This is a genomic window from Microbacterium invictum (assembly GCF_034421375.1).
GTDB classification, from domain to species: Bacteria; Actinomycetota; Actinomycetes; order Actinomycetales; family Microbacteriaceae; genus Microbacterium; species Microbacterium invictum_A.
On sequence record NZ_CP139779.1, the window covers coordinates 751,548 to 778,333 of the forward strand.

General features: G+C 71.2%; 21 protein-coding genes. 10 read left to right on the forward strand and 11 right to left on the reverse strand.

Annotated features, from left to right (window positions below; translation table 11 throughout):
• From hpaE to T9R20_RS03645, 3 genes are read right to left on the reverse strand one after another with little or no spacing between them, the layout of a single operon-like run.
• Positions 1-1,521, reverse strand: a complete 1,521-nt coding sequence (gene hpaE, locus T9R20_RS03635; RefSeq protein WP_322411183.1) for a 5-carboxymethyl-2-hydroxymuconate semialdehyde dehydrogenase — start codon at positions 1,519-1,521, stop codon at positions 1-3.
• 18 nt (positions 1,522-1,539) lie between these two features.
• Positions 1,540-2,241 carry a GntR family transcriptional regulator gene (locus T9R20_RS03640; protein ID WP_322411184.1) on the reverse strand — a complete coding sequence of 234 codons (702 nt, stop codon included), beginning with the start codon at positions 2,239-2,241 and terminating at the stop codon, positions 1,540-1,542.
• On the reverse strand, positions 2,223-3,722 hold the full coding sequence (locus T9R20_RS03645; protein ID WP_322411185.1) for a fumarylacetoacetate hydrolase family protein: 1,500 nt from the start codon (positions 3,720-3,722) through the stop codon (positions 2,223-2,225). The genes T9R20_RS03640 and T9R20_RS03645 overlap by 19 nt, the downstream gene beginning before the upstream one ends.
• 112 nt (positions 3,723-3,834) lie before the next feature.
• Here T9R20_RS03645 and T9R20_RS03650 point away from each other — a divergent pair, with 112 nt between their 5' ends.
• Positions 3,835-5,217 carry an MFS transporter gene (locus tag T9R20_RS03650; RefSeq protein ID WP_322411186.1) on the forward strand — a complete coding sequence of 461 codons (1,383 nt, stop codon included), beginning with the start codon at positions 3,835-3,837 and terminating at the stop codon, positions 5,215-5,217.
• Positions 5,218-5,245: 28 nt separating this feature from the next.
• Here the strand turns inward: T9R20_RS03650 and T9R20_RS03655 are convergent, their stop codons facing one another.
• Both T9R20_RS03655 and T9R20_RS03660 read right to left on the reverse strand, forming a co-directional pair.
• Positions 5,246-6,751, reverse strand: coding sequence for a sodium:solute symporter family protein (locus tag T9R20_RS03655; RefSeq protein ID WP_322411187.1), 1,506 nt, complete (start codon positions 6,749-6,751; stop codon positions 5,246-5,248).
• 154 nt (positions 6,752-6,905) lie between these two features.
• Complete coding sequence (locus T9R20_RS03660; RefSeq protein WP_322411188.1) at positions 6,906-7,565, reverse strand: TetR/AcrR family transcriptional regulator; 660 nt, start codon at positions 7,563-7,565, stop codon at positions 6,906-6,908.
• Positions 7,566-7,665: 100 nt separating this feature from the next.
• On the opposite strand from T9R20_RS03660, the gene T9R20_RS03665 reads away from it, so the two are divergent.
• The 8 genes from T9R20_RS03665 to T9R20_RS03700 all read left to right on the forward strand — a co-directional run bounded on the left by T9R20_RS03665 (position 7,666) and on the right by T9R20_RS03700 (position 17,666).
• A complete protein-coding gene (locus T9R20_RS03665; protein WP_322411189.1) occupies positions 7,666-8,505 on the forward strand; it encodes an urea amidolyase associated protein UAAP1 in 840 nt (279 codons plus the stop codon).
• 24 nt (positions 8,506-8,529) lie between these two features.
• Positions 8,530-9,198 carry an urea amidolyase associated protein UAAP2 gene (locus tag T9R20_RS03670; RefSeq protein WP_322411190.1) on the forward strand — a complete coding sequence of 223 codons (669 nt, stop codon included), beginning with the start codon at positions 8,530-8,532 and terminating at the stop codon, positions 9,196-9,198.
• Positions 9,195-12,779 (forward strand): urea carboxylase, encoded by a 3,585-nt coding sequence (gene uca, locus T9R20_RS03675; RefSeq protein WP_322411191.1) that lies wholly within the window; start codon positions 9,195-9,197, stop codon positions 12,777-12,779. The genes T9R20_RS03670 and uca overlap by 4 nt, the downstream gene beginning before the upstream one ends.
• The gene (locus T9R20_RS03680) at positions 12,776-14,443 is read left to right on the forward strand and encodes an allophanate hydrolase (RefSeq protein WP_322411192.1); all 1,668 of its coding nucleotides are present in this window, start codon (positions 12,776-12,778) and stop codon (positions 14,441-14,443) included. The genes uca and T9R20_RS03680 overlap by 4 nt, the downstream gene beginning before the upstream one ends.
• A gap of 9 nt (positions 14,444-14,452) precedes the next feature.
• On the forward strand, positions 14,453-14,680 hold the full coding sequence (locus tag T9R20_RS03685; RefSeq protein WP_322411193.1) for an RNA-binding S4 domain-containing protein: 228 nt from the start codon (positions 14,453-14,455) through the stop codon (positions 14,678-14,680).
• 64 nt (positions 14,681-14,744) lie between these two features.
• A complete protein-coding gene (locus T9R20_RS03690; RefSeq protein ID WP_322411194.1) occupies positions 14,745-15,956 on the forward strand; it encodes an FAD-binding domain-containing protein in 1,212 nt (403 codons plus the stop codon).
• A 2-nt stretch (positions 15,957-15,958) separates the two neighbouring features.
• Positions 15,959-16,798 carry a DUF2207 domain-containing protein gene (locus T9R20_RS03695; RefSeq protein ID WP_322411195.1) on the forward strand — a complete coding sequence of 280 codons (840 nt, stop codon included), beginning with the start codon at positions 15,959-15,961 and terminating at the stop codon, positions 16,796-16,798.
• A gap of 4 nt (positions 16,799-16,802) precedes the next feature.
• Positions 16,803-17,666, forward strand: a complete 864-nt coding sequence (locus tag T9R20_RS03700; protein WP_322411196.1) for an aldo/keto reductase — start codon at positions 16,803-16,805, stop codon at positions 17,664-17,666.
• 40 nt (positions 17,667-17,706) lie between these two features.
• On the opposite strand, the gene T9R20_RS03705 is transcribed toward T9R20_RS03700, so the two are convergent.
• Positions 17,707-18,597 carry an SDR family oxidoreductase gene (locus T9R20_RS03705; RefSeq protein WP_322411197.1) on the reverse strand — a complete coding sequence of 297 codons (891 nt, stop codon included), beginning with the start codon at positions 18,595-18,597 and terminating at the stop codon, positions 17,707-17,709.
• A gap of 137 nt (positions 18,598-18,734) precedes the next feature.
• Between T9R20_RS03705 and T9R20_RS03710 the strand changes: the two genes are divergently transcribed.
• Positions 18,735-20,546: a glycoside hydrolase family 15 protein gene (locus tag T9R20_RS03710; RefSeq protein ID WP_322411198.1), complete on the forward strand. Its 1,812-nt coding sequence runs from the start codon at positions 18,735-18,737 to the stop codon at positions 20,544-20,546.
• Positions 20,547-20,562: 16 nt separating this feature from the next.
• Here T9R20_RS03710 and T9R20_RS03715 read toward each other — a convergent pair whose 3' ends face one another.
• From T9R20_RS03715 to T9R20_RS03735, 5 genes are all read right to left on the reverse strand, one after another.
• A complete protein-coding gene (locus tag T9R20_RS03715; RefSeq protein WP_322411199.1) occupies positions 20,563-22,116 on the reverse strand; it encodes a GMC family oxidoreductase in 1,554 nt (517 codons plus the stop codon).
• Positions 22,113-23,486, reverse strand: a complete 1,374-nt coding sequence (locus tag T9R20_RS03720) for an alpha/beta hydrolase (RefSeq protein ID WP_322411200.1) — start codon at positions 23,484-23,486, stop codon at positions 22,113-22,115. The genes T9R20_RS03715 and T9R20_RS03720 overlap by 4 nt, the downstream gene beginning before the upstream one ends.
• Positions 23,483-24,382 (reverse strand): SDR family oxidoreductase, encoded by a 900-nt coding sequence (locus T9R20_RS03725; protein ID WP_322411201.1) that lies wholly within the window; start codon positions 24,380-24,382, stop codon positions 23,483-23,485. The genes T9R20_RS03720 and T9R20_RS03725 overlap by 4 nt, the downstream gene beginning before the upstream one ends.
• 61 nt (positions 24,383-24,443) lie before the next feature.
• Complete coding sequence (locus T9R20_RS03730; protein WP_322411202.1) at positions 24,444-25,745, reverse strand: glycosyltransferase family 2 protein; 1,302 nt, start codon at positions 25,743-25,745, stop codon at positions 24,444-24,446.
• Positions 25,742-26,713, reverse strand: a complete 972-nt coding sequence (locus tag T9R20_RS03735; protein WP_322411203.1) for a hypothetical protein — start codon at positions 26,711-26,713, stop codon at positions 25,742-25,744. Before T9R20_RS03735 ends, T9R20_RS03730 begins: the two co-directional genes overlap by 4 nt.
• Positions 26,714-26,786: the final 73 nt, after the last annotated feature.

A 26,786-nucleotide genomic window follows, 5' to 3' on the forward strand; every position in this document is an offset into this window, starting at 1 on the left:
TCAGTCCTCCTTGCCGAACGTGGGGTTGTGCACCGCGCCGAGCGTGATGTGCACGGCCTGCTGGTCGGTATAGAAGTCGATCGACCGGTAGCCGCCCTCGTGACCCAGGCCAGAGGCCTTCACGCCGCCGAAGGGGGTGCGGAGGTCGCGGACGTTGTTGGAATTCAGCCACACCATGCCCGCCTCGATGGACTGCGCGAAATTGTGGGCGCGCTTCAGGTCGTTCGTCCAGACGTACGCCGCCAGTCCGTACTTCACACCGTTCGCGAGCTCGAGCGCCTCTTCCTCGGTGTCGAAGGGGGTGATCGCGACGACCGGGCCGAAGATCTCCTCCTGGAAGATCCGCGCGTCGGGTGCGACATCGGCGAACACCGTCGGCTCGACGAAGTTGCCGGTCTCAAACCCATCGGGGCGGCCCCCGCCGGCCACGAGGCGTCCCTCGGACTTCCCGATCTCGATGTAGCTCATCACCTTCTCGAAGTGCTCGGGGTGCACGAGCGCGCCGACCTCGGTGGCGGGATCGTGCGGATAGCCGACCCGGACCCGCTTCGCCTGGGCGGCGTACCGCTCGACGAAGTCGTCATAGACCTCGCGCTGCACGAGGATGCGGCTCCCCGCCGTGCAGCGCTCGCCGTTGAGCGAGAAGACCCCGAAGATCGTCGCATCGATCGCCGCGGCGAGGTCGGCGTCGGCGAAGACGACCGCCGGCGACTTGCCGCCGAGCTCCATCGACAGGCCTTTGAGGTGCGGCGCGGCGTTGGCGAAGATGGTCTGTCCGGTGCGACTCTCGCCGGTGAAGGAGATCAGCGGCACGTCAGGGTGCTTCACCAGGGCGTCTCCGGCCTCTTCACCGAGGCCGTTGACGAGGTTGAACACGCCCTCGGGCAGGCCTGCCTCCTCGAAGATGCCCGCCCACAGCGACGCCGAGAGCGGTGTGAACTCGGCGGGCTTGAGCACGACGGTGTTTCCGGTCGCGAGAGCCGGACCCAGCTTCCACGACTCGAGCATGAAGGGGGTGTTCCACGGTGTGATGAGGCCGGCGACGCCGATCGGCTTGCGATTGACGTAGTTGATCTGCCGGCCCGGCACCTTGTAGGTGTCGTCTGCCTGAGCGACGATCAGGTCGGCGAAGAAGCGGAAGTTCTCCGCCGCACGTCGGGCCTGCCCGAGGGCCTGGGTGATCGGCAGCCCCGAATCGAACGACTCCAGCTCGGCGAGTCGGGCGTCACGAGACTCGACGATGTCGGCGATGCGGTGGAGGATGCGGGATCGCTCGCGCGGCAGCATCCTCGGCCACGGCCCCTCGGTGAACGCGATCCGCGCGGCGGCGACGGCGCGGTCGATGTCGGCCTTCTTGCCGGCTGCGGCGGTCAGGTAGGTCTCGTTCGAGACCGGGTCGAGGACGTCGAAGGTCGCGCCGTCGACGGAATCGACGAACGTGCCGCCGATGTAGTGCTGGATGTGGTCGGGAAGGTCGGCGGGCATGTGGCGCGCCGTCGCGCGGGTGGCGGTGTCGGTCATGGTTCTCCTTCGCGAGGGTCAAAAGGCCGGGAGGCCGAGGGTCTCGTCGGGGTGCTCGTGGATCATGTAGGCATCGAGCGTGGCCGAGCGGTGGCGCCGGGCGGCCTTCTCGATCTCGCCGAGCGGCGCGCTCGTCTCGATGAGGCGGAGGATGTTCTCGTGCTCCTGCACCGACTCCTGGGCGCGGCCGGGGACGAAGCTGAAGGTCGAGTCGCGGAGGTGGCCGAGGCGCCCCCACTCGGCCTCGACGAGCTCGAGCATCCTCGGGTTCGCGCACTTGCCGTAGAGGGTGGCGTGGAACTCCTGGTTAAGGCGTGTGAACGACCGCGGATCGAAGTCGGCGAGCGACGCGATCATCCGCTCGTTGACCTGGCGCGCGTGACGGATGTCCTCGACGCTCAGCCGCCGGGCGGCCAGGGCCGTGGCGGCCCCCTCGAGGATCGAGAGGGCCTGCATGCTGAAGCGGTACTGCGTGTCGTCGACCATCGACACCCGCGCGCCGACGTTGCGCTCGAAGGTCACGAGCCCTTCCGCCTCGAGCTGGCGGATGGCTTCGCGCACCGGCACCACGCTCATGTCGAGATCGGCGGCGATCGTGCCGAGCACCAGCCGGTAGCCCGGCGTGAACTCCTGCGACGCGATGCGCTCCTTCACCCAGTGGTAGGCGCGCTGCGACTTGCTGAGGCTCGATGCCTGTGCGGTCACCTCTCCGCTCGCCATGCGCGATACCGTTCCTTCCACTCCCCGGCGAGGGGGAACAAGCCCTCCACCGGATGACCCTGGGCGACCTGCTCGGCGATCCAGCCGTCTTCGATCTCCTGCTCGAGGGCCGCGTCGACGACCTCTTCGACCAGCGACGGTGGGATCACGATGACGCCGTCCGCGTCGCCGACGAGGATGTCGCCGGGCTGGACGGTCGTTCCGCCGCAGGCGATGGTGAGGTCGGCATCCCACGGCACGTGGCGGCGTCCGAGGACGGCGGGGTGTGCGCCGGCGGTGTAGACCGGAATGCCGACCGCCGTCACGGCGTCGATGTCGCGAACACCGCCGTCGGTGACGATGCCGGTGGCGCCGCGCGCGTGCGCGCGAATCGCGAGGATGTCGCCGAGCGTGCCCGACCCGGTCTCGCCGCGCGCCTCGATGACGAGCACCTCGCCGTCGCGGACGGCGTCGAACGCCCGCTTCTGCGCGTTGTACCCGCCGCCGTGGCTGTCGAAGAGGTCTTCACGGTTCGGCAGGAAGCGCAGGGTGCGGGCGAGCCCGACAAGCTTCTTGCCGGGGTGGAGAGGCCGGACGCCGTCGATCGTAACGTTGTTCAGGCCGCGCTTGCGCAGCTGCTGCGAGAGCCCCGCGACGGGGGCGCGTTCGAGCTTGTCGCGAAGATCGGCCGAAAGACCCGGGGCGGACTCGGGGGGAAGCCCCGCGGCCTCGCGGGAACCCCACGCCTCGGTGCGTTGGTCGTCGTCGACGGCGGGGAGGGAGCCGACACCCGGGTCGAAGCCCGTCTCGCCCTGCACGACCGTCGTCGTGAGGCGGCCGGACGAGGGCGCGCCGGGCGCGTTCGGCGCATCGACCTCGATCTCGACGACGTCGCCGGGAACGACGACCGACGACCCCGCCGGCGTCCCGGTGAGGATGACGTCACCACGCTCCAGGGTCATGTGCTGGGACAGGTCGGCGACGATCTGCGCGAAGGGGAAGATCATCCCGTCCGTGGCGTCGTCCTGGGCGGGTTCACCGTTCACCCAGGCACGCACGCGGAGATCGGCGGGGTCGATCTCGCGGGCGTCGATCAGACGGGGGCCGAGCGGGGTGTAGCCGTCGCGGCCCTTGGACCGGACGTTGGATCCCTTGTCGAGCGCGCGGAGGTCGTAGAGCCCGAAGTCGTTCGACGCCGTGACCCAGCCGACGTGCGCCCAGGCCCCGTCGACGCCCACGCTGCGGACGTCCCTGCCGATGACGAGGGCGACTTCTGCCTCGAAGGCGAGCAGCTCGGTGCCGGCGGGGCGCTCGATGGTGTCACCGGAGCGGGCCAGGGAGCTGGACGGTTTGAAGAAGTAGGACGGTGCACTCGGGCGCCGACCCCGCTGGTCGGCGCGGGAGGCGTAGCTGAGATGGACCGCGACGATCTTCCCGGGGCGCTGGGGGAGCGCGGAGAACCGCGGATCAGCGGCATCCCCCCTGGTGGTGTGTTCGCTCATGAGCTCCCTCGCGCTTGCGCCATATTCCAAATCGTATATTATCGGGGCAGCCCCGGCAAGGAACCCGCCGTGGGATCGCCGGAGACGACGTCGTCACGAGGAGTCAGAGAAGATGAGCGAGACATCGCAGCGGGGGTTCACCCCCACGGGCACCATCAGCACACCGAAGGATCGGCGCCGCGTCGTGTTCGCGACGGTGGTGGGCACCACGGTGGAGTGGTACGACTTCTTCATCTACGCCCAGGCGGCGGGGCTCGTCTTCGCCCAGCTCTTCTTCGCGCCCCTCGGGGAGTCCATGGGCATCATCCTGTCGTTCCTCACGGTGGGCATCAGCTTCCTGTTCCGTCCGCTCGGAGCCTTCCTCGCCGGACACTTCGGCGACAAATACGGTCGCCGCATCGTCCTCGTGATCACCCTCATCCTCATGGGCGTCGCGACGACGCTCGTCGGGCTGCTCCCCACGTACGCGGCCATCGGGGTCGCTGCGCCCATCCTCCTGATCGTTCTGCGCATCCTGCAGGGTGTCTCGGCGGGCGGCGAATGGGGCGGCGCCGTCCTCATGGCCGTCGAGCATGCACCCAAGCGCAAGCGCGGGCTCTTCGGCGCATCGCCGCAGATCGGAGTGCCGATCGGACTGCTGCTCGCCTCGGGGATGATGGCGCTGATGTCGGTGCTCGCTCCCGGGGACGCCTTCCTCGAGTGGGGCTGGCGTGTGCCGTTCCTCTTCTCGATCGTCCTCATCCTCGTCGGCTACTACATCCGGCGCCGCGTGGAAGAAAGCCCCGTATTCGTCGAGCTGGCCGAGCGCAAGGAGCGCACCCGCACCCCGATCGCGCAGCTGTTCCGCAAGCACGCCCTGCTGGTCTTCATCGCCGCCCTGGTCTTCGCAGGCAACAACGCCGTCGGGTACATGACGACGGGTGGCTACATCCAGAACTACGCCACCAACCCCGAGGGACCTCTCGCGCTCGAGCGCAGCAGCGTGCTGCTGGCCGTCACCGGTTCGGCGGTGTTCTGGCTCGCCTCGACGTGGGTCGCCGGCTGGATCAGCGACCGGATCGGTCGTCGCACCACCTACATCGGCGGCTGGCTGCTGCAGCTGGTCGGTGTGTTCACGCTGTTCCCCCTCGTGAACACCGGCGAGATCGGGCTCCTCTTCACCGGGCTGGCGATCCTCGCCGTCGGCCTCGGGTTCACCTACGGGCAGCAGGCGGCGTACTACGCCGAGCTGTTCCCGGCCTCCATCCGATTCTCGGGGGTATCGATCTCGTACGCGATCGGCGCGATCCTCGGCGGCGCGTTCGCACCCACGATCGCGACGGCGCTCGTGCAGGCGACGGGTTCGACCTGGTCGGTCGCCCTGTACCTCGCGGGCATGACAGTGCTGGGCCTCGCCGCAACCCTGGTGTTGCGTGATCGCACCGGCATCCCCCTTGGTCCCGACCACGAGGCGGAGCAGGCGAAGAGCCCCATCTACGGGATGGCGCGGGCCTGAGCGTCGGGGTGGGGCGGATCCTGGTCTTCTAACCCACGGCCACCGGCTCGGCCGCCGTCCGCTCGGCGTCCAGCCCCGCACGGACCGTCTTCTCCGACTCCACTTCGGCCGGCTTCCTGCCCGAGATCAGCGAGGCGATGATGAAGGTGCCGAAGCCGATCGCGGCCGCGAGTAGCGTCGCCCAGCCGTCGAACTCGGGGCCCACCAGCGTATTCGGGATGTAGAAGATGTCATTCGGCACCCCGTAGAGGGTGGGGGTGAGGGCGAGGAAGGTCATCCGCACGACGAACCCGACGCCGATCGCCGTCAGCGCCGCGATCGCTCCGGGCCGCTTCCAGAAGACGCCGAAGAGGAACGGCGCCGCAAGACACGCGAGCATCAGGTCGAACGCCAGGGTCAGCAGGATGCCGGTCTGGCTCACACGGATCGCGAGGAAGGCGCCGGCCATGACGAACGGGATCATCGCGATGCGGGTCCACCGCAGCAGCGGGTCCGGGCCGTCGCCGCTCCGACGGCGGACTGTGAAGATGTTGCGGACCGCGATCGCGGAGGTCGCGAGCATCGCGCCCGAGGCGGTGGAGAAGGATGCCGCCACGATTCCCGACAGGACGAGGATGGCGACGATCGGCGGTGCGAAGTCGCCGAGGAGCGTGTAGAGGATCGGACCGTCGTCGACCGAGATCCCGAGCGTCGCCGAGGCGCTGAGTGCGACGATGGCGAAGACGGTGCCGATGGCGGCGGTGAGTCCGGCCGCCCAGAAGCACGAACGCTGGGCGACGGTGGGGCTCTTGGCGCCGAAGATGCGCTGCATGAAGTCGATCGCGACGATGTCGCCGATCGCGAGCGAGATGAGGGTCGCCCAGTTGATCGGGGCGCCGACGGCAGGGTCGGTGAGCTGCTCGAACGCGAACGGCCCCATGCCCTCGGGGATGACGATGCCGAGCGTCGTCGCCACCCACAGCAGCAGGACGACGGCGGCGACGATCGTTATCGCGGTCTGGATCACAGCGGTGTAGGCGTCGGAGAAGAGTCCGCCCGCGATGGTGTACGCCAGGACCAGCAGCACGGCGAGCACCACGCCCCACGCGTAGGGGATCCCTGCGAAGTGCTCCAGAAGGAACCCGCAGGCGACCATGTTGCCTGCCAGGAGCACGGTGAACGACACGACCATCAGCACCGACGCCGCGACCTCGGTCGGGCGGTTGTAGCGCAGCCGGAAGAAGTCGCCGAGGGTGAACAGCTTCATCGCATTCATCCGCTTCGCCAGAACCAGGCCGGTGAGGAGAAGACACAGTGCCAGGCCGATCGCGAGGGACGCTCCCGACCAGAAGCCGAACTGCGACGTGAGGTCGGTATTGCCGACCGTGGCATTGGCGTCGACGGCCGCGGCGGTCAAGGACACTGCGACCAGGGGCACGCCGAGGCGACGTCCGGCGACGAGGTAGTTGCTGCTGTCGCCGTCGATCTTTCGACCGACGGCGATGCCGACGACGAGGACGAGGACGACGCTGATCGCGACTCCGATGATGATCATGCGGACTCCCAGGCGGTGGGTGGGGCGTGACGGATGAGTTTCTGTTGCTTGACAGAAAGAATCGCGACGTGGCCGCTCCAGGTGGTTTCCGCTGTGTAACGGTCCTGTGAAGAAGGCGGCGGAGCCCGGGTTCGTCAGCTGAGCCCCGTGTTCGTCAACGGAGCGAGGTCACCAGGCGGGCGCCGTCGACGGCTGCCCGCGCGCGTACCTCGGGCGCGAGGTCGAGCACCCGGAGGGCGGCGTCGGCGATCTCGGCCGCGAGGAGATCGGTCGGCTCCACGCCGCGCTTGCGCTGGAGGATGACGTTCTCGACGAGTGCCAGGACCAGCGTGCTCCCGATCTCGATCCGGTCGGGCGGCACTGCGCAGGCGGTCACCAGTGTGCGGTAGGTGGTCTCCAGCTCGCTGCGACGCTCGCGGAACGGAAGGAAGTGCTCGTCCGAGACCTCGGGCAGAAGGTACAGCGCCCCGACGTTGTGCGGGCCTGCGGCCAGGAGCCGGACGTCCGCGACGCACAGTGCCCACAACCGGGCCGCGGCGTCTTCGTCGGCGGCGAGCAGTTCGGCGGCGACGTCGAGCGAGGGCTGCACGGTACCCAACAGCAGGGCCAGCAGCACGTCCTGCTTGCGCGCGAAGTGGTGGTAGAGGGATGCCTGGCGGATGCCCGCGGCTTCGGCGATCGCGTGAGTGCTCGCCGAGGCGTACCCGCGCGTGCAGAACAGCTCGGCCGCCGCGGCGAGGACGTCGGCCCGGGTGCCCTGTCCGGTGGGGGAGGAACCCGAGGCGCGGGGCCGTCCGGTCCGTGTCGACGCCATGTTCACACCGTACCCGGCTGCCTGTAACGCGCAGGAAACGCCGGCGTGGTCAGATACCTGTCGATCGATAGAAAGACCAGTCGGCAGGGAGCGGGTCGCGATGAGCGGACGGATGCAGGACCTCGGCGATGTCGGCCGGGCGCGGGCCGATGCGCGGGCGCGCGCGGCGGTGTCGGAGTGGATGCCGTTCCTCCCGCCGTCCGACGCGCCCTTCCTCCCCGCCGATGTCCCGTCGGCAGACCTCAGATGGGCCGAGGTGGTCGCGCCGGGCGGCTACACGCATCTACGTGTCGCTCGGGGAACCCGCATCCGACTGAGCGATCCGACCGGTGACGCGAGTGCCGGTGTGCTCCTGTTCAATGCACTCGCCCCCCACGAGCGCCTCAATGTCGCCGACACCCAGAAGATCCCGTGGCAGGCATATCTCGGCGCGGGGCATCCGCTTCTCTCCGGCGATGGCCGGGTTCTCGCGACGATCGCCGCCGACGGCTCCGGCCACCACGACGCCTTCTGCGGGGTCACCTCCGATGCCTGGAACGAGGAGCGCTACGGCGACGCGGCCCCCGAAGGTGCGTCGCCCTCGGGGCACGGACTGCTGCGGCTCGCCGCGAGCAAGCACGGCCTGACTGCGCGCGACCTCCCACCGGCCGTCACGTTCTTCCAGGGGGTGAGGGTCGCCCCGGACGGCGCCCTCGACTGGATCGGCTCCGCGGGTCCGGGCACTTCCGTCGATCTCGTCGCCGAGCTGCCGCTGATCGTCCTGATCGCCAACACGCCGCACCCGATCGACCCGCGCGAGGACTACATCGTCGGGCCGCTGCAGGTCGTCGCCTGGGCCTCTCGCCCCACCGGTCACGGCGACCCCGTCTTCTCGGCCACTCCCGAGCGGGAGCGTGCCTACCGCAACACCATCGCCTACGCCGAACTCGCCGGACTCTGAGGAGAGCGAACTGTGAAGACAACCGTGCCCCCGCGTCCGGTCCACGCCCCCGACGTTCCGCTCGATCCGTCCGAGCCGCTCGTGCCAGGCGACATCGTGCTCGACGAGATCGTCGCCCCGCGCGCACCCTGGTCGGCCGTCATCCGAGCCGGTGACGTCCTCACCATCGTCGACGTGGGGGGCAATCAGTCCGCGGACTTCCTGGCCTACGCGGCGGATGACCCGGAGGAGCGGTACAGCGCGGCGGACACGATCGCGTGGCAGCGGAACGTCTATGTCCGCACCGGCACGGTGCTGCGGAGCAACCTGGGACGCCCGATGATGACGGTGGTCGGCAACGAGGTCGATCGGCAGGACACCATCGGCGGCGCCTGCAGCAAAGAGTCCAACACCCTGCGTTACGGCCACCACACCCTCTACCAGCACGGGTGTCGTGAGAACTTCCTCGCCGAAGCGACCCGGCATGGGCTCGGTGCCCGGGATCTGGTGTCGAACCTCAACTGGTTCATGAACGTGCCGGTCGAGGCCGACGGATCGCTCGGCATCGTCGACGGCATGTCGGCGCCGGGGAAGCGCGTGGCACTGCGCGCGGAACGGGACGTGCGGGTGATCGTGTCGAACTGTCCTCAGATGAACAACCCGTGCAACGACTTCAGCTGCACCCCGCTGCGCATGATCGTGACGCGCCCATGACCGGCTTCGACACCGTCCTCATCGCCAACCGCGGAGAGATCGCTCGCCGCATCATCCGCACTGCCCGCGCGCAGGGGCTTCGCACCGTCGCGGTGTACTCCGACGCCGACCGCGCAGCCCCCCACGTGCGCGAAGCCGATGTCGCGATCCGCCTCGGACCGGCCCCGGCCGCCGAGTCGTACCTCCGCACGGATGCCCTCCTCGAGGCGGCGGCGCGCACCGGCGCCGGCGCTGTCCACCCGGGGTACGGGTTCCTGGCCGAGAACGCCGACGCCGCGCGTTCGGTCGAGGCGGCGGGCCTCGCCTGGGTGGGGCCGACGCCCGACCAGCTCGAGGCGTTCGGACTGAAGCACCGGGCCCGCGCGCTCGCCGAGGCGGCGGGGGTGCCGCTTCTTCCCGGCACCGGGGTCCTCTCCTCGCTCGCCGAGGCCGAAGCCGCGGCCGACGCGATCGGGTACCCCGTCATCCTCAAAGCCACCGGCGGCGGCGGCGGCATCGGCATGCGCGCTTGCGCCGACCGCGCCGAGCTCCGTGCCGCCTGGGATGCCGTCAGCCGGCAGGCGGCCGCCAGCTTCGCCGCCGCGGGGCTGTTCCTGGAGAAGCTCGTCCGCCCGGCCCGCCACGTCGAGGTGCAGCTCTTCGGCGACGGCGCGGGACGCGTCGCGGTCCTCGGCGACCGGGACTGCTCGCTGCAGCGTCGCAACCAGAAGGTCATCGAAGAGGCGCCGGCGCCCGGACTTCCCGACGACGTGCGGGCGACGCTCCATGCGTCCGCGTCGGCGCTCGCCGCCGGCATCCGCTACCGGTCGGCCGGAACGGCCGAATTCGTGTACGACCCCGTCGCCGAGCGCGCCTACTTCCTCGAGGTCAACGCGCGTCTGCAGGTGGAGCACCCGGTGACCGAGGCGGTGTTCGGTGTCGATCTCGTCGCCCTCATGCTCGATCTCGCCGCGGGCAACGCCGTGCCGGACGCGCTGTTCGACGAACCGCTCGCGCCCACCGGTCACGCCGTCGAGGCTCGCGTCTACGCCGAGGACCCCGACCGCGACAACACTCCGTCGACGGGACTCGTGACGGCGGTGCGGATGCCGGAGGGCGAGGGCATCCGGGTGGACACGTGGATCGAGCCGGGCCTGGAGGTCACCCCCTTCTACGATCCGCTGCTGGCGAAGGTCATCGCCTTCGGCGCGGATCGCGACACCGCCTTCGACAGGCTGAGCGTCGCGCTCGCCGAGACCCGCGTGGACGGCATCGTCACCGGAGCCGGGATGCTGCGCACGCTCGCCGTCGACCCCGTCGTGCGGTCGGTCGCGCACTCCACCGGCACGGTCGACGGCGCACGCGACCCCGATCCGCGCATCGAGGTCGTCGATCCGGGGATGATGACCACCGTGCAGGACCTGCCGGGCCGCATCGGCTACTGGCAGGTGGGCGTGCCGCCGTCCGGTCCGATGGACTCCGTGTCGTTCCGTGCCGCCAACCTCGCCGTCGGCAATCCCGAGGAGGCACCGGCCCTCGAGGCCACGCTCAGCGGGCCCGTCCTGCGCTTCACGGCCGAAACGGTCGTCGCGGTCACCGGGGCGGCGACGCCGGTCTTCATCGACGACGTGCCCGCGCCGATGTGGGAGCCGGTCCTCGTGCCCGCCGGCGGCGTCCTGCGGATCGGCGCGACGGAGGGTCCGGGAATCCGGGTGTACGTCGGCGTTCGCGGCGGACTCGATGTGCCGCCCTATCTCGGAAGCGCGTCGACCTTCACGCTGGGCGGCTTCGGCGGTCACGGCGGGCGGGCGCTGGTGGCGGGCGACGTCCTGCGCCGAGGCGACATGGCGGACACGACCCCTTCGCCGATCGACCCGGGCCGGCGGCCTCACCTGACCGCGTCGTGGCAGCTCGCCGTCACCGAGGGTCCCCACGCCGCGCCGGAGTTCTTCACCCGCGAGGACATCGACGAGTTGTACGCCGCCGAGTACCGGGTCCAGGTGAACTCGGCGCGCACCGGCGTGCGGCTGAGCGGGCCGCGACCGCGCTGGGCGCGCACCGACGGCGGCGAGGCGGGACTTCACCCGTCGAACATCCACGACACGCCCTACGCGGTCGGGGCGCTCGACTTCACCGGCGACACCCCGGTGCTCCTCGGACCCGATGGCCCCAGCCTCGGCGGATTCGTGTGCCCCGTCGTGGTCGCCTCGGGCGACCTGTGGAAGCTCGGACAGCTGCGCCCGGGCGACGTCGTGCGCTTCGTGCCGGTCCGCGAGGCGGACGCGGCGGCACTCGATCCCGCAGCACCGACCCTCCTCCGCCACGGAGGCGACGGGGATGACGGCATCCTGTTCCGGCGTGAATCGGATGACACGGCTGGTCGTCCGGGGACGACGTATCGCCGGGACGGTGACGACAACGTGCTGGTCGAGTTCGGCGACCAGACCCTCGATCTCGGACTGCGCATGCGGGTGCACGCGCTGCAGGCGGCGCTCGCCGAGGCGGCGCCCGCCGGCATCCTCGATGTGACCCCGGGCATCCGCTCGCTGCAGATTCACACGGATGCCGCGACTCTGCGGGCATCGACGCTCGTCGGACTCCTGCGCGAGCTCGATGACGCACTGCCGCCGACGTCCGCCCTGACCGTGCCCTCCCGCGAGGTGCACCTGCCGCTGTCGTGGGACGACCCGGTGACCAGGCTCGCCATCGAGCGCTACATGGCCGGCGTGCGGGATGACGCTCCGTGGACGCCGTCGAACATCGAGTTCATCCGGCGCATCAACGGGCTCGACAGCATCGACGACGTATACCGGACCGTCTTCGATGCTCAGTACCTGGTGATGGGCCTCGGCGACGTCTACCTCGGTGCCCCGGTGGCGACGCCCCTCGACCCCCGCCATCGCCTGGTCACCACGAAGTACAACCCCGCGCGCACGTGGACCGCCGAGAACTCCGTCGGCATCGGCGGCGCCTACCTCTGCATCTACGGGATGGAGGGCCCGGGCGGCTACCAGTTCGTGGGGCGTACGGTGCAGATCTGGAACCGGTTCCGCCGTGGTGGCCTGTTCGCGGAGAATCCCTGGGCGCTGCGCTTCTTCGATCGCATCCGGTGGTACCCGGTCTCGGCCGAAGAGCTTCTCGAGCTGCGCGCCGAGACAGACGCCGGTCGCGCGGAATTCCGAACCGAAGAGGGCACGTTCGCGCTCGCCGAGCACGAGAGGTTCCTCGCCGACAACGCCGACGACATCGCGCGTTTCCGTGCGAGCCAGGGCGAGGCCTTCGCCGCCGAACGGGATCGGTGGCGCGCGTCGGGCGAGTTCGACAGGCCGATGCAGGCGGATGCCGCCGCAGAGACGCCGACGCAGGAACTGCCGCCGGGAGCGGTCGGGGTGCGCGCGCCCTTCGCGGCGACCGTGTGGAAGGTCGAGGCCGAGCCCGGCACGGCCGTGACGGAAGGAGACCGGGTGGTGGTGCTCGAAGCGATGAAGATGGAGTCGCCGGTGACGGCGGCGGCCGCGGGGTCCATCGTCGAGGTGTACGTCCGGCCCGGTGAGCGGGTCGCCGCCGGGCAGCTGCTGGCCGCCGTCGGAGTCGACCGGTGAGCGCGGTCGCCCGGGTGCGGGACGCGTACGCACGGATCGGCGAGGTCGACCGACCCGAGATCTGGATCTCGCTGCGCAGGGAGGCCGACGCCGTCGCCGAGGCGGAGAGGGTGGATGAGCGGGTCGAGGGCGGGGACGTCCTTCCGCTGGCCGGCCTCGTCGCCGCGGTGAAGGACAACATCGACGTCGCGGGGCTCTCCACGACGGCGGGGAGCCGCGCCTTCTCGTACGACCCCGATGTGGACGCGCCTGCTGTCGCCCGGCTGCGGGACGCCGGCGTCATCGTCATCGGCAAGACCAACCTCGACCAGTTCGCCACGGGCCTCGTCGGCACCCGCAGCCCCTACGGTGCCGTCCGCAACGCCTGGGATCCCGTTCGGATCTCGGGGGGATCGAGCTCCGGCTCCGCGGTGGCCACCGCGCTCGGGATCGTCGACATCGCCCTGGGCACCGACACGGCGGGATCGGGGCGCGTGCCCGCCGCGCTGAACGGGATCGTGGGTGTCAAGCCCACCATCGGCCTCATCCCCACGACCGGTGTGGTGCCCGCCTGCCGCACACTCGACTGCGTCACCGTCTTCGCGCGCGACCTTCTACTCGCCCGGCACGCGGTGGAGACGATGACCGGACCGGACGGAGCCGATCCGCTCGCGCGCGCCGACAACCCCGCTCCGCCGCTGGCGGCGCGACCGGTCGTGGCCGTTCCGACGGCGGAGCATCTCGAGGGCCTCGCGGACGGATGGAAAGAGGCCTTCGCGCGCGTGGTCGCCGGACTCCCGGCATCCGGAATCGACGTCGTCGAAGTCGACATCGCCCCGCTCCTCGAGGCGGCGTCGCTCCTCTACGGCGGTGCCTTCGTGGCCGAGCGCACCGCGGCCGTCGGAGACTTCATCCAGGCCCACCCCGAGCTCGTCGGCGGCGACCTCGACCCGACGGTGGCGGGCATCATCCTCGCGGGCGCCGACGCGCGGGCCGCCGACTACTTCCGCGACCGCGAGAGGCTCGATCGCCTCGGCCTCGAGGGGCTCGGTCGGCTCGCCGGGACGGTCGCGCTCCTCACCCCCACGACCACGTGGCATCCGACTCTCGAGGAGGTCGCGGCCGATCCGATCGGCGCCAACGCGAGGATGGGCCGATACACGAACTTCGCGAACCTGCTCGACCTGAGCGCGCTGGCCGTTCCCGCCGGCTTCGTCGACGGGCGACCCTTCGGGGTGATGCTCACCGGCGCGCCCTTCGCCGATCGGACCCTCGCTCAGCTCGCCGAACGACTGACCGCGCCGCCGGTGGAGCTCTTCGTCGTGGGAGCGCACCTGCGCGGCCAGCCCCTCAACCCCCAGCTCGTCGCCGCCGGCGGGACGTTCGTCGAGGAGGCCACCACCGCGGAGGCGTACTCGCTGTACGCACTGGACACCGTCCCCCCGAAGCCCGGTCTCGCCCAGGCCGCCGAGGGCGGGGCGGCGATCGTGGGGGAGGTGTGGCGCCTGCCGGCGGCGGGCTTCGGGCGCTTCGTCGCCGAGCTGCCGCAACCGATGGGGATCGGTCGCGTCGTCCTCGCCGACGGTCGCGCGGTCGCCGGCTTTCTCTGCGAGGCGGTCGCCCTGGAGGGAGCGACCGATATCACGCATTTCGGCGGGTGGCGGGCCTATCGGGCGGCGAGCTAGCATCCCAGGATGACCACGCCGACCCCGATCACCGATGTCTCGATCGGCGGAGAAGGCATCCGCCTCGGGCAGTTCCTGAAGTTCGCCGGCGTGCTGGACTCCGGCGGTGACGTCAAAGAGGCCATCATCGACGGATTCGTGACGGTCAACGACGAGGTGGAACGTCGCCGGGGCCGCCAGCTCCAGCTCGGCGACGTCGTGTCCTTCGACGGTCGCCGGGTGCGCGTCTGCGCGTGACCGACGGGGTCTCGGGCATCTGCTGACGACCCTCGCGCCCTCCGGGGCGGCACATAATGGCGGCATGTTCGATCCCACCCGGACGGCCGGCCTCGAAACCCTGAGGGACTTCGTGCCGAGAGCGGGATCCGTCTACGCACGCCAGCGCAACATCGACACCGCTCCCCACCGCACCAACGTGTCGACGCTGTCGCCCTACATCCGGCACCGGCTGGTGACCGAGCGCGAGGTGGTGGCGGCGGTGCTCGAGGTGCACAGCCTGTCGGCGGCCGAGAAGTTCGTGCAGGAGGTGATGTGGCGCACCTACTGGAAGGGGTGGCTCGAGCAGAATCCGGAGGTGTGGCGACGCTATCGTCGTGACGTCTCGGCGCTGATCGACGGCGGCGCGACAGACGCGGCCGACTACCGCGACGCGGTCTCCGGGCGCACCGGCATCGACGCGATGGATGCGTGGGTCGGCGAGCTCGTCGAGACGGGCTACCTCCACAACCACACCCGCATGTGGTTCGCGAGCATCTGGATCTTCACCCTGCGCCTGCCGTGGCAGCTCGGGGCCGACTTCTTCTACCGGCACCTGCTCGACGGGGATGCCGCGTCGAACACCCTCTCGTGGCGGTGGGTCGCAGGGCTTCAGACCGTCGGGAAGACCTACCTCGCCACCGCCTCGAACATCGCCCGCTACACCGAGGGTCGCTTCCACCCCGAGGGGCTCGCCACCGCGGCTCATCCGCTCACCGAGGATCCCCTTCCCGCGCGGACGCCCATCCCCGAGCCCGAGCCCGCCACGCCCTCGACACGCGTGGGCGTGCTGCTCCATGAGGAGGACCTCGACCTCGGAAGCCTCGCCCGCGAGCACCCGTGGCTCGATGACGGCCGGGTCGTCGCGATCGCTGCGTCCCAGGATGCCGCCGGGCGCTCGCCGTCGGGCGTGTCCGACGCCGTGGACGCCTTCACGACCGGGGCGGTGGAAGACGCCGTCGCGCGAGCGACGCACGACGTGACGGTTCGCACGCTCGCCGGCACGCCCGCTGCAGCGGGCGCGTGGGCGGCATCCGAGAATCTCGACGCGGTCGTCGTGCCGTACGCGCCCGTCGGCCCCGTGGCCGAGCGGATGACCGGGCTGCGCACGTCCCTGCGCGACGAGGGCATCGCCCTGTCGACGCTTCGCCGAGACTGGGACACGCTGGCGTGGCCGCATGCCCGGCGCGGCTTCTTCCCCTTCCGCACCCGGATCCCGACGCTCCTCGCGGAGCAGGGCATACCCGGGCCGAGGTGAGGGTGCGTCGTCCGCCCGCGGTCGCGCTGATCGTCGCTGCCGGAGTGGCCGTCCTGAGCGATCCCGCGGCCGCGTCGATCTCGACGGACCCGGAAGGCGTCGTCGTCCAGAGCCTCTCGGCCGACCTCACGCTCGGTCGTGGGCAGGACGGAGTCAGCGCGCTCACGGTGGCCGAGACCTATGTCGTCGACCTGTCCGACTCCGGCCGGGGCGGCGAGATCCGGCGCGAGGTATCGGAGTCCTTCGAGGGTGCACCGCGGCATCCGCGCGTCATATCGATCACCGACGCCGACGGTGGTGAGCGACCACGTGAGGCCGCCAGCGCCGGCGGTGTGTACTCGATGACCGCACGGGCGGACGAGGCGGAACGCGGCGATCAGACCTTCGTCTTCACCTACACGGTGGACGGCGTCGTCTCCGTCGGCGACGAGAACGAGGGGCAGGAGCTCGCCTGGGCCGTCACGGGGGCCGATCGATCGCCGGCGATCGGCGAGGTGGGCGCGACGTTCCGGGTGCCAGCCCCTCTCGTGCCCTCGCTCTCGGGGGAGCACCGCTGCGTGCTCCGATCCGCGGGATCGGAGCAGGCCTGCGATCTCGAGGTCACCCCTGGTCAGCTCGGCGCGGTGCTCTTCGAGGCGTCGATCGATGAACTGACGGCCGATGAGACGATGACGCTCTTCGTCGGGTTCGCGCCCGGCACCTTCACCGCCGCGGACGAGGCGTCGGGGGCGTGGGTCGCGGTAGTTCTCGTCGTCGTGTGCGCTACCGCGGTCGGCGCCGCTGTGTGGGTCGTCGTGGCTCGGAGACGCACGCCCCGGACGGGACCGGAGCTCGTACCATGATCCTGTGAGCGCTTCGCAGTCGAACGTCTCGACCACCGGGGGCATCGGAACCGACCCGACGGTCCCGCTCAATGACGGACATCGGATGCCGCGCGTCGGCCTGGGCGTCTACAAGATGACCGATGAGGAGGCCGGCGCCGCCGTCGAAACCGCGCTCGCGGCGGGCTACCGGGGCATCGACACGGCGGCGATGTACGACAACGAAGCCGGTGTGGGCGCGGGCCTGAGGAGAAGCGGGGTACCGCGAAGCGAGGTTTTCGTCGCCACCAAGGTGCGCTTCGAGGACAACGGCTACGACTCCACCCTGCGGGCGTTCGACGACAGTGTCCGCAAGCTCGGCACCGACACCGTCGACCTCTACCTGATCCACTGGCCGGCGCCGCTGCGCGACCGGTACGTCGACGCGTGGCGTGCGCTGATCCGGCTGCGCGACGAGGGGCGAGCCCGCTCCATCGGGGTGAGCAACTTCCACAGCGACCACCTCGACCGCATCATCGCCGAAACCGGGGTGATCCCCGCGGTTCATCAGATCGAGCTGCATCCGCGCTTCCCGCAGCACCGGATGCGGGCGTACGACGCCAATCTCGGCATCATCACGCAGGCCTGGTCGCCGCTCGCGCGAGGACGACTCCTCGACGAGCCGGCGCTGGTGAAGATCGCGCGGGCACGCGGCGTGACCCCCGCCCAGGTCGTCCTCCGATGGCACCTCGAGAACGACGTCACGGTGATCCCCAAGTCGGTGAACCCCAAGCGCATTCGCGAGAACCACGATCTCTTCCGGTTCTCGCTGACGGCATCCGACCATCGCGTGATCGCCGATCTCGAGACCGGCGAGCGCACCGGTGTCGACCCGAACGATCGCAACTGATCGGGTCGGCACCGGTGCTGCGAGGACGATGCCGCTGCGGTCAGTGCACCGGCATCCCGCCCGTCACCGCGATGGTCTCGCCCACGACGTAGCTGGACTCCTGCGAGGCGAGGAAGACGAACGCCGGGGCGAGCTCGACCGGCTGGCCCGCTCGGCCCATCGGGGTCTGCGACCCGAACTCCTCGATCTTCTCGTTCGGCACGAACGCCGGCTGGAGCGGCGTCCAGATGGGGCCGGGCGCGACGCCGTTCACCCGGATGCCGCGCTCGATGAGCTGCTGCGACAGGGCACGGGTCCAGTTCGCGATCCCGGCCTTCGACACCGCGTACTCCGCCAGGGACGGCGAGGGCTGGAACCCCTGGACGCTGGAGGTCGTGATGATCGAGGCGCCGGGCTTCAGGTGGGGTGATGCGGCCTTGGTCAGCCAGAAGAGCGGGTAGATGTTGGCCTTCACGACGTGGTCGAGCGTCGCGGTCTCGAAGTCGTCGATGCTGTCGACGGTCGGCATCGTGCCGGCGTTGATCACGAGGATGTCGAGCCCGCCGAGCCCCTCGACGGCCTTCTCGACGATCGCGATGTTCGTCTTCTCCTCTTGCAGGTCGCCCGGCAGGAGGACGGCGACCCGACCCTCCTTCTCGATGAGGGCGGCCACCTCCTCGGCCTGGGCCTGCTCCTCCGCGAGGTAGCTGAGGGCGACGTCCGCGCCCTCGCGGGCGAAGGCGATCGCGACGGCGCGGCCGATACCCGAGTCGGCGCCGGTGACGAGCGCCTTCCGGCCGGGGAGCCGCCCGAAGCCGACGTAGGTCGTCTCACCGTGGTCGGGTGCAGGGTCCATCTTGTGGATGTCGCCGGGCGCGCTCTGCTGCTGCGGCGGGAAGGGAGGGCGCGGGAACTGCGTCGTGGGGTCCTGAGGGGTGTACATGTTCGCCATGTCCGCCACGCTAGGCGGGAGGACGGATGCCGGGGCCCGGGGTTGCGCGCGGGCCGAGACCGCGATACGTCGCTACCCTCCGCCGCCGGCTGGCGCAACCCTGCGGCGAATGCCTCCACCCTTCGTAGCCTGAGGGCGTGACCCCGGCATCCCCCTCGCCCAGCGACCTGCGCGACTACGCGCCCATCGGCGACGGCCGGACGATCGCCCTGGTGGGTCTGCGGGGGCAGATCGACTGGCTCCCGCTGCCGAACCTCGACTCTCCGCCGGTGTTCGCCCGCATCCTCGACGACGCCACGGGCGGATGCATCGAGCTCGAGCCGGTCGGCGAGTACACCGTGCGACGCCGCTACATCGCGCGGACGAACGTGCTGCAGACGACCTTCACAACCCCGACGGGCCGCGCCCGCATCACCGACGCGCTGGTGACCGGGGTGGCGGGGCGTCTGCCGTGGGCCGAACTCGCACGTCGCGTCGAGGGCGTGGACGGCGAGGTCGAGTTCCAGTGGGCGGTTCAGCCCGGGTCGCGCCTGCAGACCGCGGCGCCGTGGATCGAACAGCACGAGGGCGCCGCGGTGCTCCGCGTCGGGGGGATCTCGCTCGCCGTGGTCGGCAGTGCGCACGGACCCGACGATCCCGACCCCGACGGGGTCCGCGGGCCGCTCCTGCGCGGGTCGTTCACCACGGCCAGCGATTCGCGGCACATCCTTGTGATCGTCGCCACTGACGGCGAACCCCTCCACCTCCCCGTTCCCGATAACGTCGACCGCAGCATCGACCGCACGATCGACGGCTGGCGCGCGTGGTCGCGGGAATTCTCCTACGAGGGACCGTGGCAGGACGCCGTGCAGCGCAGCGCCCTGGCGCTGAAGCTCCTCGTCTACTCGCCGACCGGCGCCATCGCCGCGGCGGCGACGACCTCCCTTCCCGAGAATCCGAGGGGAGGGAAGAACTGGGACTACCGCTTCGCGTGGGTGCGCGACCTGGCCTACACCGCCCACGCCCTCGTGCGCTTCGGACTGCGGGAGGAGACGCACGCGGCGATCTCGTGGCTCTTGCGCACGATCCGAGAGAACGGCCCCGACCTGCACGTGCTGTATTCGTTGACCGGCGAGATCACCTCGGGGGTGGAGGAGTTCGACGTCGACGGCTGGAAGGGCATCGGCCCCGTGGTCTCAGGCAACCCAGCCCGCGATCAGCTCCAGCTGGGGGTCTACGGGGACCTCTTCGCGATCTGCCGCACGTACGTCGACGCCGGCAACATCCTGGATGTCGCGACCGGACGCATGCTCGCCGACATGGCCGACCGCACGTGCGACCTGTGGCGCAACCCCGACTCGGGGATGTGGGAGCTTCCGGAGATCCGGCACTACACCTCGTCGAAGATGGGGTGCTGGCAGGCGCTGAACGACGCCGCGTGGCTGGCCGAGCGCGGCTCGATCCCCGGCAACGCCGACCGGTGGCGCGCCGAGCGCGAGCGCATCCGGCAGTGGGTGGCCGAGTTCGGCTGGTCGGGCGACGCCGGCAGCTACGTGATGTACCCGGGGTCGACCGATCTCGACACCTCCGTGATCCTGCACGCCGAGAGCGGCTTCGACCGGGGCGAGCGGATGTCGGCGACGATCGACGCGCTCACCGCGGCGCTCGGCGCCGGTGACGGACTGCTCTACCGGTACACCGGGATGGCGGCCGAGGAGCACACCTTCGTCGCGTCGGCGTTCTGGCGGGCGGGCGCCCTGGCGTGCGTCGGACGACACGATGAGGCGCTCGCCGCGATGGACGCGCTGGTCGACGCGGCCAATGACGTGGGGATCTACGCCGAGATGATCTCCGCCGATGACGGCGCGTTCTGGGGCAACCTGCCCCAGGCCCTCAGCCACCTCGCGCTCGTCAGCGCCGCGCTGACCATTCGCCAGCTCGTGTCGGACGACGAGCTCGAGGGGCACTGACCGCCCGTTCGCGCGCTCAGGCGGCGCGGGAGCGCAGCATCCGGTCGGCCGTCCGCAGCGACAGAGCCATCTGCGCCAGGCACGGATTGGCCGCCAGGGCGCTGGGGTAGGTGGAGTTGTCGCACACCCAGAGATTCGGGATGTCGTGGCTGCGGCCCTCGGCATCGACGACGCCGTCCGCGGGATCGTCGCTCATCCGGCAGGTGCCGAGCGTGTGCGCCGAGCGCGCGAGCACCCGGATGTCGCGGGCCCCGATCGCCTCGAGGATTCCGGTGAGCGTCCGCGTCGCGTGATCGTCGATGGCCTTCTCGTTGGTGCCCGGGGTGAAGGTGATCTCGGCGCGGGGCACGCCGAACTCGTCTTTCTCGTCCGAGAGCACCAGTCGGTTCCGGTCGGCGGGCAGGCACTCGGCGTTGATGCCGATCCCGACGGAGTATCGCCAGGCGTCGAGGGCGTCCATGAGCTCCCGGCCCCACAGGTCGCCGCCGCGCACGAGCATCGTGGCCTGGGTGACCGGCATCACCCCGAGGCTCTGGATGAGGTAGCCGCCGGCGAAGTCGGCGTCGGCGGGGCGCACGAAGTCCTCGCTGATGAGCGCGGACGGGTAGCCGCGGTAGCCGCGGACCTGCGCGTCGACGCGACCCCATGCCTGCAGGGCGCCGTGCGCCACGAAGTTGCGCCCCACCATGCCGCTGGAGTTGGCAAGCCCCGTGTGCAGGAGCAGGCGCGGGGTCTCGATCCCGCCTGCGGCGAGGACGAGGGCGGCGCAGCGCTGACGCACCTCGCGCCCGTCCCGGGTGTAGACGACGGCACTGACCCGCCCGGCCTCGTCGAGCTCGATGCCGTGCACGAGGCTGTCCGGACGGATCTCGGCCCCGGCGGCGACCGCCGCCGGGAGGTAGGTGTTCGCCGTCGTCGCCTTGGCGTCGCTGCGATCCCCCTGGTGAATGCTGCCGAGGTTGAGGTTCCTCGACCGACGGCCGTAGTGCGGCTGATCGTGGTCGCGGGTGAGGATCGCCGCGGGAGCGGTGGCTGTGCGGATCCCCGTCTTCTCTGCGCCGACAGCGACGAGATCGGCCGGGGCGTTCCGCTCGACGGCGGGCCAGTGGTAGGTCCGCCCCCGGTCCCACGGGTACGGCGTCGGACCCGAGACGCCGACGGTGCGCTCGACCTCCTCGATGTAGGCGGTGAGCTCATCCGGGTCGATCGGCCAGTCCGCACCCACGCCGAACTCGCTGCGAAGGGTGAGGTCGCGCGCATCGGGCCGCGGAGTGAACGCCCCCCAGTGCAGGGTGCCACCCCCGACACCGCGGCCGCTGTTGTTCGGCCCGAACGCGGTGGGGGCCTCGCCGCCGCTGATCCGCTCCGCCATCCAGTTGACTCGCCGCCCCTCGACCTCGTCGGGGATCAGCTGCTCGGGGTCGAGGTTCGGACCCGCCTCGAGGGCGACGACGCGCAGGCCGTTGCCCGCCAGGCGGGCGAGGAGAGGGCCGCCCCCGGCGCCGGTGCCCACGACGACGACGTCGACGATCTCGTCGGTGGGGTAGGTGCGCATGTCGGTGAGGTTCATTCGTCTTCTTCCGCTGCAACGGTGCCGAGGGTGTCGGGCTCCCAGGCGGCGCGGCGGTCGGCGCGGAGCTCGGAGAAGCCGGGGTCTGGGGAGTCGATCGCGGTGATGAAGCCGTCGAATCCGAGCCGAGCGGAGGTCGCGGGATGCGACACCCACGCCTGTGCGAGGTCGGCGCGGACGTCCTCGAACCACCGCTGCGTCGTCTTGTCGTCCCACGGCGAGCCCGCGAAGCCCTCTCCGGCGATGATGTCGGCGATGAGGTGGTCCCGGCTCGTGGTGTCGCCGGGCCAGGCGCCGGCGAGCGCATCGAGTCCGAGCCGATAGGCCTCGGCGTCGTGGGGGAGGCCCGGTGGCCGCCAGCCGTCGCCCCGGCCGGCGGCGAGTTCGCGGTCGACGACCCGCGCGAGGTCGAACCGATCATCGGGGCTGCGCGGCATGAGGCGTTCCGCGACCGCCCCGAGGAGGACGAGCTGCGCGCGGGAGAGCGCCTTCGGTTCGGCATCCGGGTCGTCGGCGAGATGGCGGCGGGCGAGGATGCCGCGGGTCTCGGCATCGGTCCGGTCGGAGGCGATGACACAGCCCCAGCTCTCGGGAACGCGGGTCGATCCCGTCGAGATGGCGGCCCACAGTCCTTCGATCGCCGCGGCGACCTCGGCGGGGCGCTCGAACAGGAGCAGATGGCCGGCGCCGGGCAATGACATGATCGTCGCGTTCGGCAGGGTGCGGGCGACGAGGCCGGGCTGAGCGTCGGCGCCGAGGTCGGCATCCTCCTCGCCCGCGACGACGACCGCGGGGACGGCGGCGATGTCGAGGCCGCCGCTGACGTCTTCGCGGCTGCCCGTCTGGAGCCAGCGACGCCAGGCCTGCGGCGACATCGTCTGCACCTGGGCGATCGCCGCCCCCTCTTCGGCCGGATCCAGCGATGCCCCGACGTTGTCGGCGACGAATCGGCGCGCGTGAGCCTCGGAGATCGGCCCGTCGGCCGCCCACGACAGCATCTCCTCGCGCTTGTCGTCGGACATCGGCTCCGGTGTGGCAGGAGAGGGCGCGAGCAGCACCAGGCCCGCCAGGCCGAACAGGGGCGCATCGCCACGGAGGACGCGGTCGGCGACGACGGCGGCGACCTTGCCTCCCATGCTGTGGCCGCACAGGAGCCACGGCCCGCCGGTCGCGGTCTGCGCGATCGCCGCGATCACGGCGTCGGCGAGGGCGGAGACGCCGTCGCCGTCGGCATCCGGAGCCCCGCCGTGGCCGGGAAGGTCGACACCGACGGCCGCGAGGGCGGGAGACAGATGTGCGGCGAGGGGTGCGACGGCCTCGGCCGAGAGCCCGAGCCCGGGCAGCACGTAGACCGTGCCCTCGGCTTTCACGGGGTGATCATCCCGCCGTTGACGTTGAGCGTGGCACCGGAGACGTAGCTCGACTCCGATGAGGCGAGGAAGACGTACGCCGGGGCGAGCTCGGCCGGCTGGCCGGAGCGCTGGTAGGTGTTCTCGTCGTCGAAGGCCTTCATCTGCTCGTCCGACACGCCGTCCGAGACCTGCAGGGCCGTCCAGACCGGACCGGGCGCGACGACGTTCACGCGGATGCCGCGCTCGGCGAGCTGGACGGCGAGGCCCTTGGACAGGTTGTTGATCGCCGCCTTCGTCGAGGCGTAGTCGAGCCGGTCGGGTGCGGGCTTGTACGCCTCGAGGGAGGCGGTGTTGATGATGCTCGAGCCCGCGGGAAGGTGGGCGAGGGCGGCCTTGGTCAGCCAGAAGGGTGCGAAGACGTTGGTGCGGAAGGTGAGCTCGAACTGCTCGTCGCTGAGGTCTTCCACCCGGTCCACAGCGATCTGGCGTCCGGCGTTGTTGACGAGGATGTCGAGGCCGCCGAGCGCCTCGACCGCCTCGTCGATGACGGCGCGGCAGCGGGCGGCGTCGGAGATGTCGGCGACGATCGCGTGGCCTCGCGTCCCGGCATCCGCGATCTGGTCCAGGATGTGCGCGGCATCCTCGGCCTCGCCCGGGAGGTGCACGATCGCGACGTCCGCGCCCTCACGCGCGAAAGCGATGGCCACGGCGCCGCCGATGCCCGAGTCGCCGCCGGTGATGAGCGCCTTCCGGCCGGCGAGGCGCCCGGTGCCGCGGTAGGTCTTCTCCCCGAGGTCGGGGACCGGCTGCATCCGTGCCTGCACACCCGGTTCGGGCTGGTGCTGCAGGGGCGGCTCGACGCGGGCGTAGCGCGTCACCGGGTTGTCGAACGTGTACTGGTCCCGAGTGCTCATGCGGTCACGATAGGTGGCGGATCTGCCGGAAAGTCGGGGTTGCGTGAACGCCGCTTTTGGGTCATTGGAAGGAGGCCGGGCCGCCCCAGCCGCCGACCCACGCCTCGATCCGCGGTTCGTCGCCCACCGCCGACACGCCGGAGGCGACGACGGATGCCACGCGGAACCCGGCCTCGGTGCCCCAGCGTTGCGCGCGCCGTGTCGCGCGGCGGGAGCGCAGCACCCCGAGGGGGGAGCCCGCCGGGTCGGTGAGGTGCACGGTGCCGACCTCGCCCGTAGCGAGCCGATCGACGAGGTCGATGATCCAGGCGGGGTCGGTGATGACGAGGGCGCGCTCGAGGTGCAGTACAACCCGCGCATCGGGCACGTCGCCCGAGATCACGCGGGGGTCTGCAAGCGGGGGATCGACGTCGTCCCCGAGCACCACGCGCGCCTGAGGGAACGCGGCCAGCACCGAGTCGACGGTGAGGAAGAGGGCCGCCGCCGACGGGGAGGCGGACAGGTGGACCGCGATGTCGGGTGCGGTCGGCAGCAGGCCGCGGGGGGCTGACCCGCGCACCGGGATGTCGCGTGCGAGTCGCAGGGACTGCGCGTTGGCGCGCGCGGTGCCCGACCCGTCGCGGGCCGACCATTCCGGACCGTCGTGCCAGGCGACCGCGTCGGGCACATGGGCGAAGACCGCCCCGGCCTGCCAGGCGCGATGGGCGAACTCCCAGTCCTCGCCGCCGTAGGCGGTGAACGACTCGTCGAAGCCGCCGACCTCGTCGAAGAGCCGCCGCGAGCACGCCAGGACGGCTCCGATGACGAAGCGGTACGACCGATCGTCCGCGTCGCGGAGGTTGCCGCTGTGCGCGTAGGCATCTCGCAGCCACGCGGGGTCGGTGAGCTCCCGGCCCGCGGTCGCCGCCGGCAGGGGCGCATCGGGCGGGAGTCCGGCGAAGTCGGCGTGGCGGCGCCGGCCGACGGTCACCGCCTCGGCGAGGAGGGCCGGCAACCGGGTGAGCGCCCGCAGGTACCCCGGCTCGGGCGCGGTGTCGGCGTCGAGGAAGCACAGCACATCGCCCGTGCTCGCGCGCACCCCGAGGTTGCGGACGGCGGAGAGCCGGAACCCGCGATCATCCTGCCTCACCAGACCCACCCCCGGCGGGGTCCGGACCTCGCCGGGGCTGCCGTCGTCGGCGACGATGACCTCGACGAGCTCGGTCGGGTAGTCCTGTGCCGCGAGGGCGTGGAGGGTGCGGGCGAGTTCAGCGGGCTGGTCGAAGTGGGCGACGATCACCGAGACCCGGGGGAGCGGGTCGGGAACGACGCCGTCCAGGGTGTCCCAGGTGTTTCCGACGACCCACGGCTCGCGAGCGGTCATCCGATCTCCTCCCACCACGACAGGTACGCCTCGGCCACGTCGCGGATCGAGAACGGCACACGGTCCAGGCCGTGCCAGGTCGAGGCCGGCGTCGCGGCTGCGCGGCGGATCGCAGCCGCGAGATCGGCGGGCTCGACCGGGCTCAGCGTGCCGGGGCGAAGCCGCGCCATCTCGTCGACGTAGCGGTTGCGTTCGGTGACGGGGCGACGGCCCCACCCGATCCACGTCGCGAGCGATCCCGACGCCGACACGTGCCGGTGCGCCACCACCGGCACCGCGACGCTTCGCCCGCGCGCCGCGAGATCGGCATCGTCGAGCCATCCCGTCACCTCGACGTCGAGGCCGAGCGCCTCGGCGCGACCGACGAAGGCCTCGAGGTCGGCGGCATGGCCGTCGGACGCCCGGCCGAGCACGGTCATCCGCGCGAGCCCGGCTGCGGCCGCCGCCCGGGCGACCTCGTCGTGTCCCTTCCCGGGGTAGAAGAAGCCGAGCACCCCGACCGCGCCGTCGGACGCGTGCGGCGTGACGTCCGGATCGATGTCGACGGGGAGCGGGATGCTGCGCACCGACCGCGGGGCGATGTCGGCCTCCCGCAGCAGGGCGAGCTCGTGGTCGCTGTTGACCGCGACCGCGCGCGCCGTGGCGGCGACGGCGGCATACGCGGCCCGGCGCCGGGGGAGGTTCCGCGGGCCGTCCGAAGGTTGGGGCACGTCGTGCAGGGTGACCGTGACGGGGCGCCGCGCGGCGAGCGCGACGAAGCGCTCGGCGGCCGCCTCGGGCGAGTCGGCCCAAAGCCGGTCGGTGAACTGCACGTGCACGGGGCTTGCCGCGAGAAGGTCGGGCTCATCGGCCGCGTCGACGGTGAGGACGCCGGTGCGCCGCGCGGCGACGGCCTCTGCGACCTGGCGCCCGTACGCGGCCACCCCGTGGTCGCCCGGGTGCACGACGAGGACCGGCGCGCCGCTCACGCGCACCCCCCTGCCCGCCCGCCTGTCCGCCCGCCTGCCCGCGAGAGTGCGACGGCGCGCCGAGAATGCGGCG

What these genes read in the sequence shown, in the direction of transcription:
- hpaE (WP_322411183.1), bottom strand. Translation starts at nt 1,521, where the DNA reads ATGACCGACACCGCCACCCGCGCGACGGCGCGCCACATGCCCGCCGAC.
- T9R20_RS03640 (WP_322411184.1), bottom strand. Translation starts at nt 2,241, where the DNA reads ATGGCGAGCGGAGAGGTGACCGCACAGGCATCGAGCCTCAGCAAGTCG.
- T9R20_RS03645 (WP_322411185.1), bottom strand. Translation starts at nt 3,722, where the DNA reads ATGAGCGAACACACCACCAGGGGGGATGCCGCTGATCCGCGGTTCTCC.
- T9R20_RS03650 (WP_322411186.1), top strand. Translation starts at nt 3,835, where the DNA reads ATGAGCGAGACATCGCAGCGGGGGTTCACCCCCACGGGCACCATCAGC.
- T9R20_RS03655 (WP_322411187.1), bottom strand. Translation starts at nt 6,751, where the DNA reads ATGATCATCATCGGAGTCGCGATCAGCGTCGTCCTCGTCCTCGTCGTC.
- T9R20_RS03660 (WP_322411188.1), bottom strand. Translation starts at nt 7,565, where the DNA reads ATGGCGTCGACACGGACCGGACGGCCCCGCGCCTCGGGTTCCTCCCCC.
- T9R20_RS03665 (WP_322411189.1), top strand. Translation starts at nt 7,666, where the DNA reads ATGAGCGGACGGATGCAGGACCTCGGCGATGTCGGCCGGGCGCGGGCC.
- uca (WP_322411191.1), top strand. Translation starts at nt 9,195, where the DNA reads ATGACCGGCTTCGACACCGTCCTCATCGCCAACCGCGGAGAGATCGCT.
- T9R20_RS03685 (WP_322411193.1), top strand. Translation starts at nt 14,453, where the DNA reads ATGACCACGCCGACCCCGATCACCGATGTCTCGATCGGCGGAGAAGGC.
- T9R20_RS03690 (WP_322411194.1), top strand. Translation starts at nt 14,745, where the DNA reads ATGTTCGATCCCACCCGGACGGCCGGCCTCGAAACCCTGAGGGACTTC.
- T9R20_RS03705 (WP_322411197.1), bottom strand. Translation starts at nt 18,597, where the DNA reads ATGGCGAACATGTACACCCCTCAGGACCCCACGACGCAGTTCCCGCGC.
- T9R20_RS03715 (WP_322411199.1), bottom strand. Translation starts at nt 22,116, where the DNA reads ATGAACCTCACCGACATGCGCACCTACCCCACCGACGAGATCGTCGAC.
- T9R20_RS03725 (WP_322411201.1), bottom strand. Translation starts at nt 24,382, where the DNA reads ATGAGCACTCGGGACCAGTACACGTTCGACAACCCGGTGACGCGCTAC.
- T9R20_RS03730 (WP_322411202.1), bottom strand. Translation starts at nt 25,745, where the DNA reads ATGACCGCTCGCGAGCCGTGGGTCGTCGGAAACACCTGGGACACCCTG.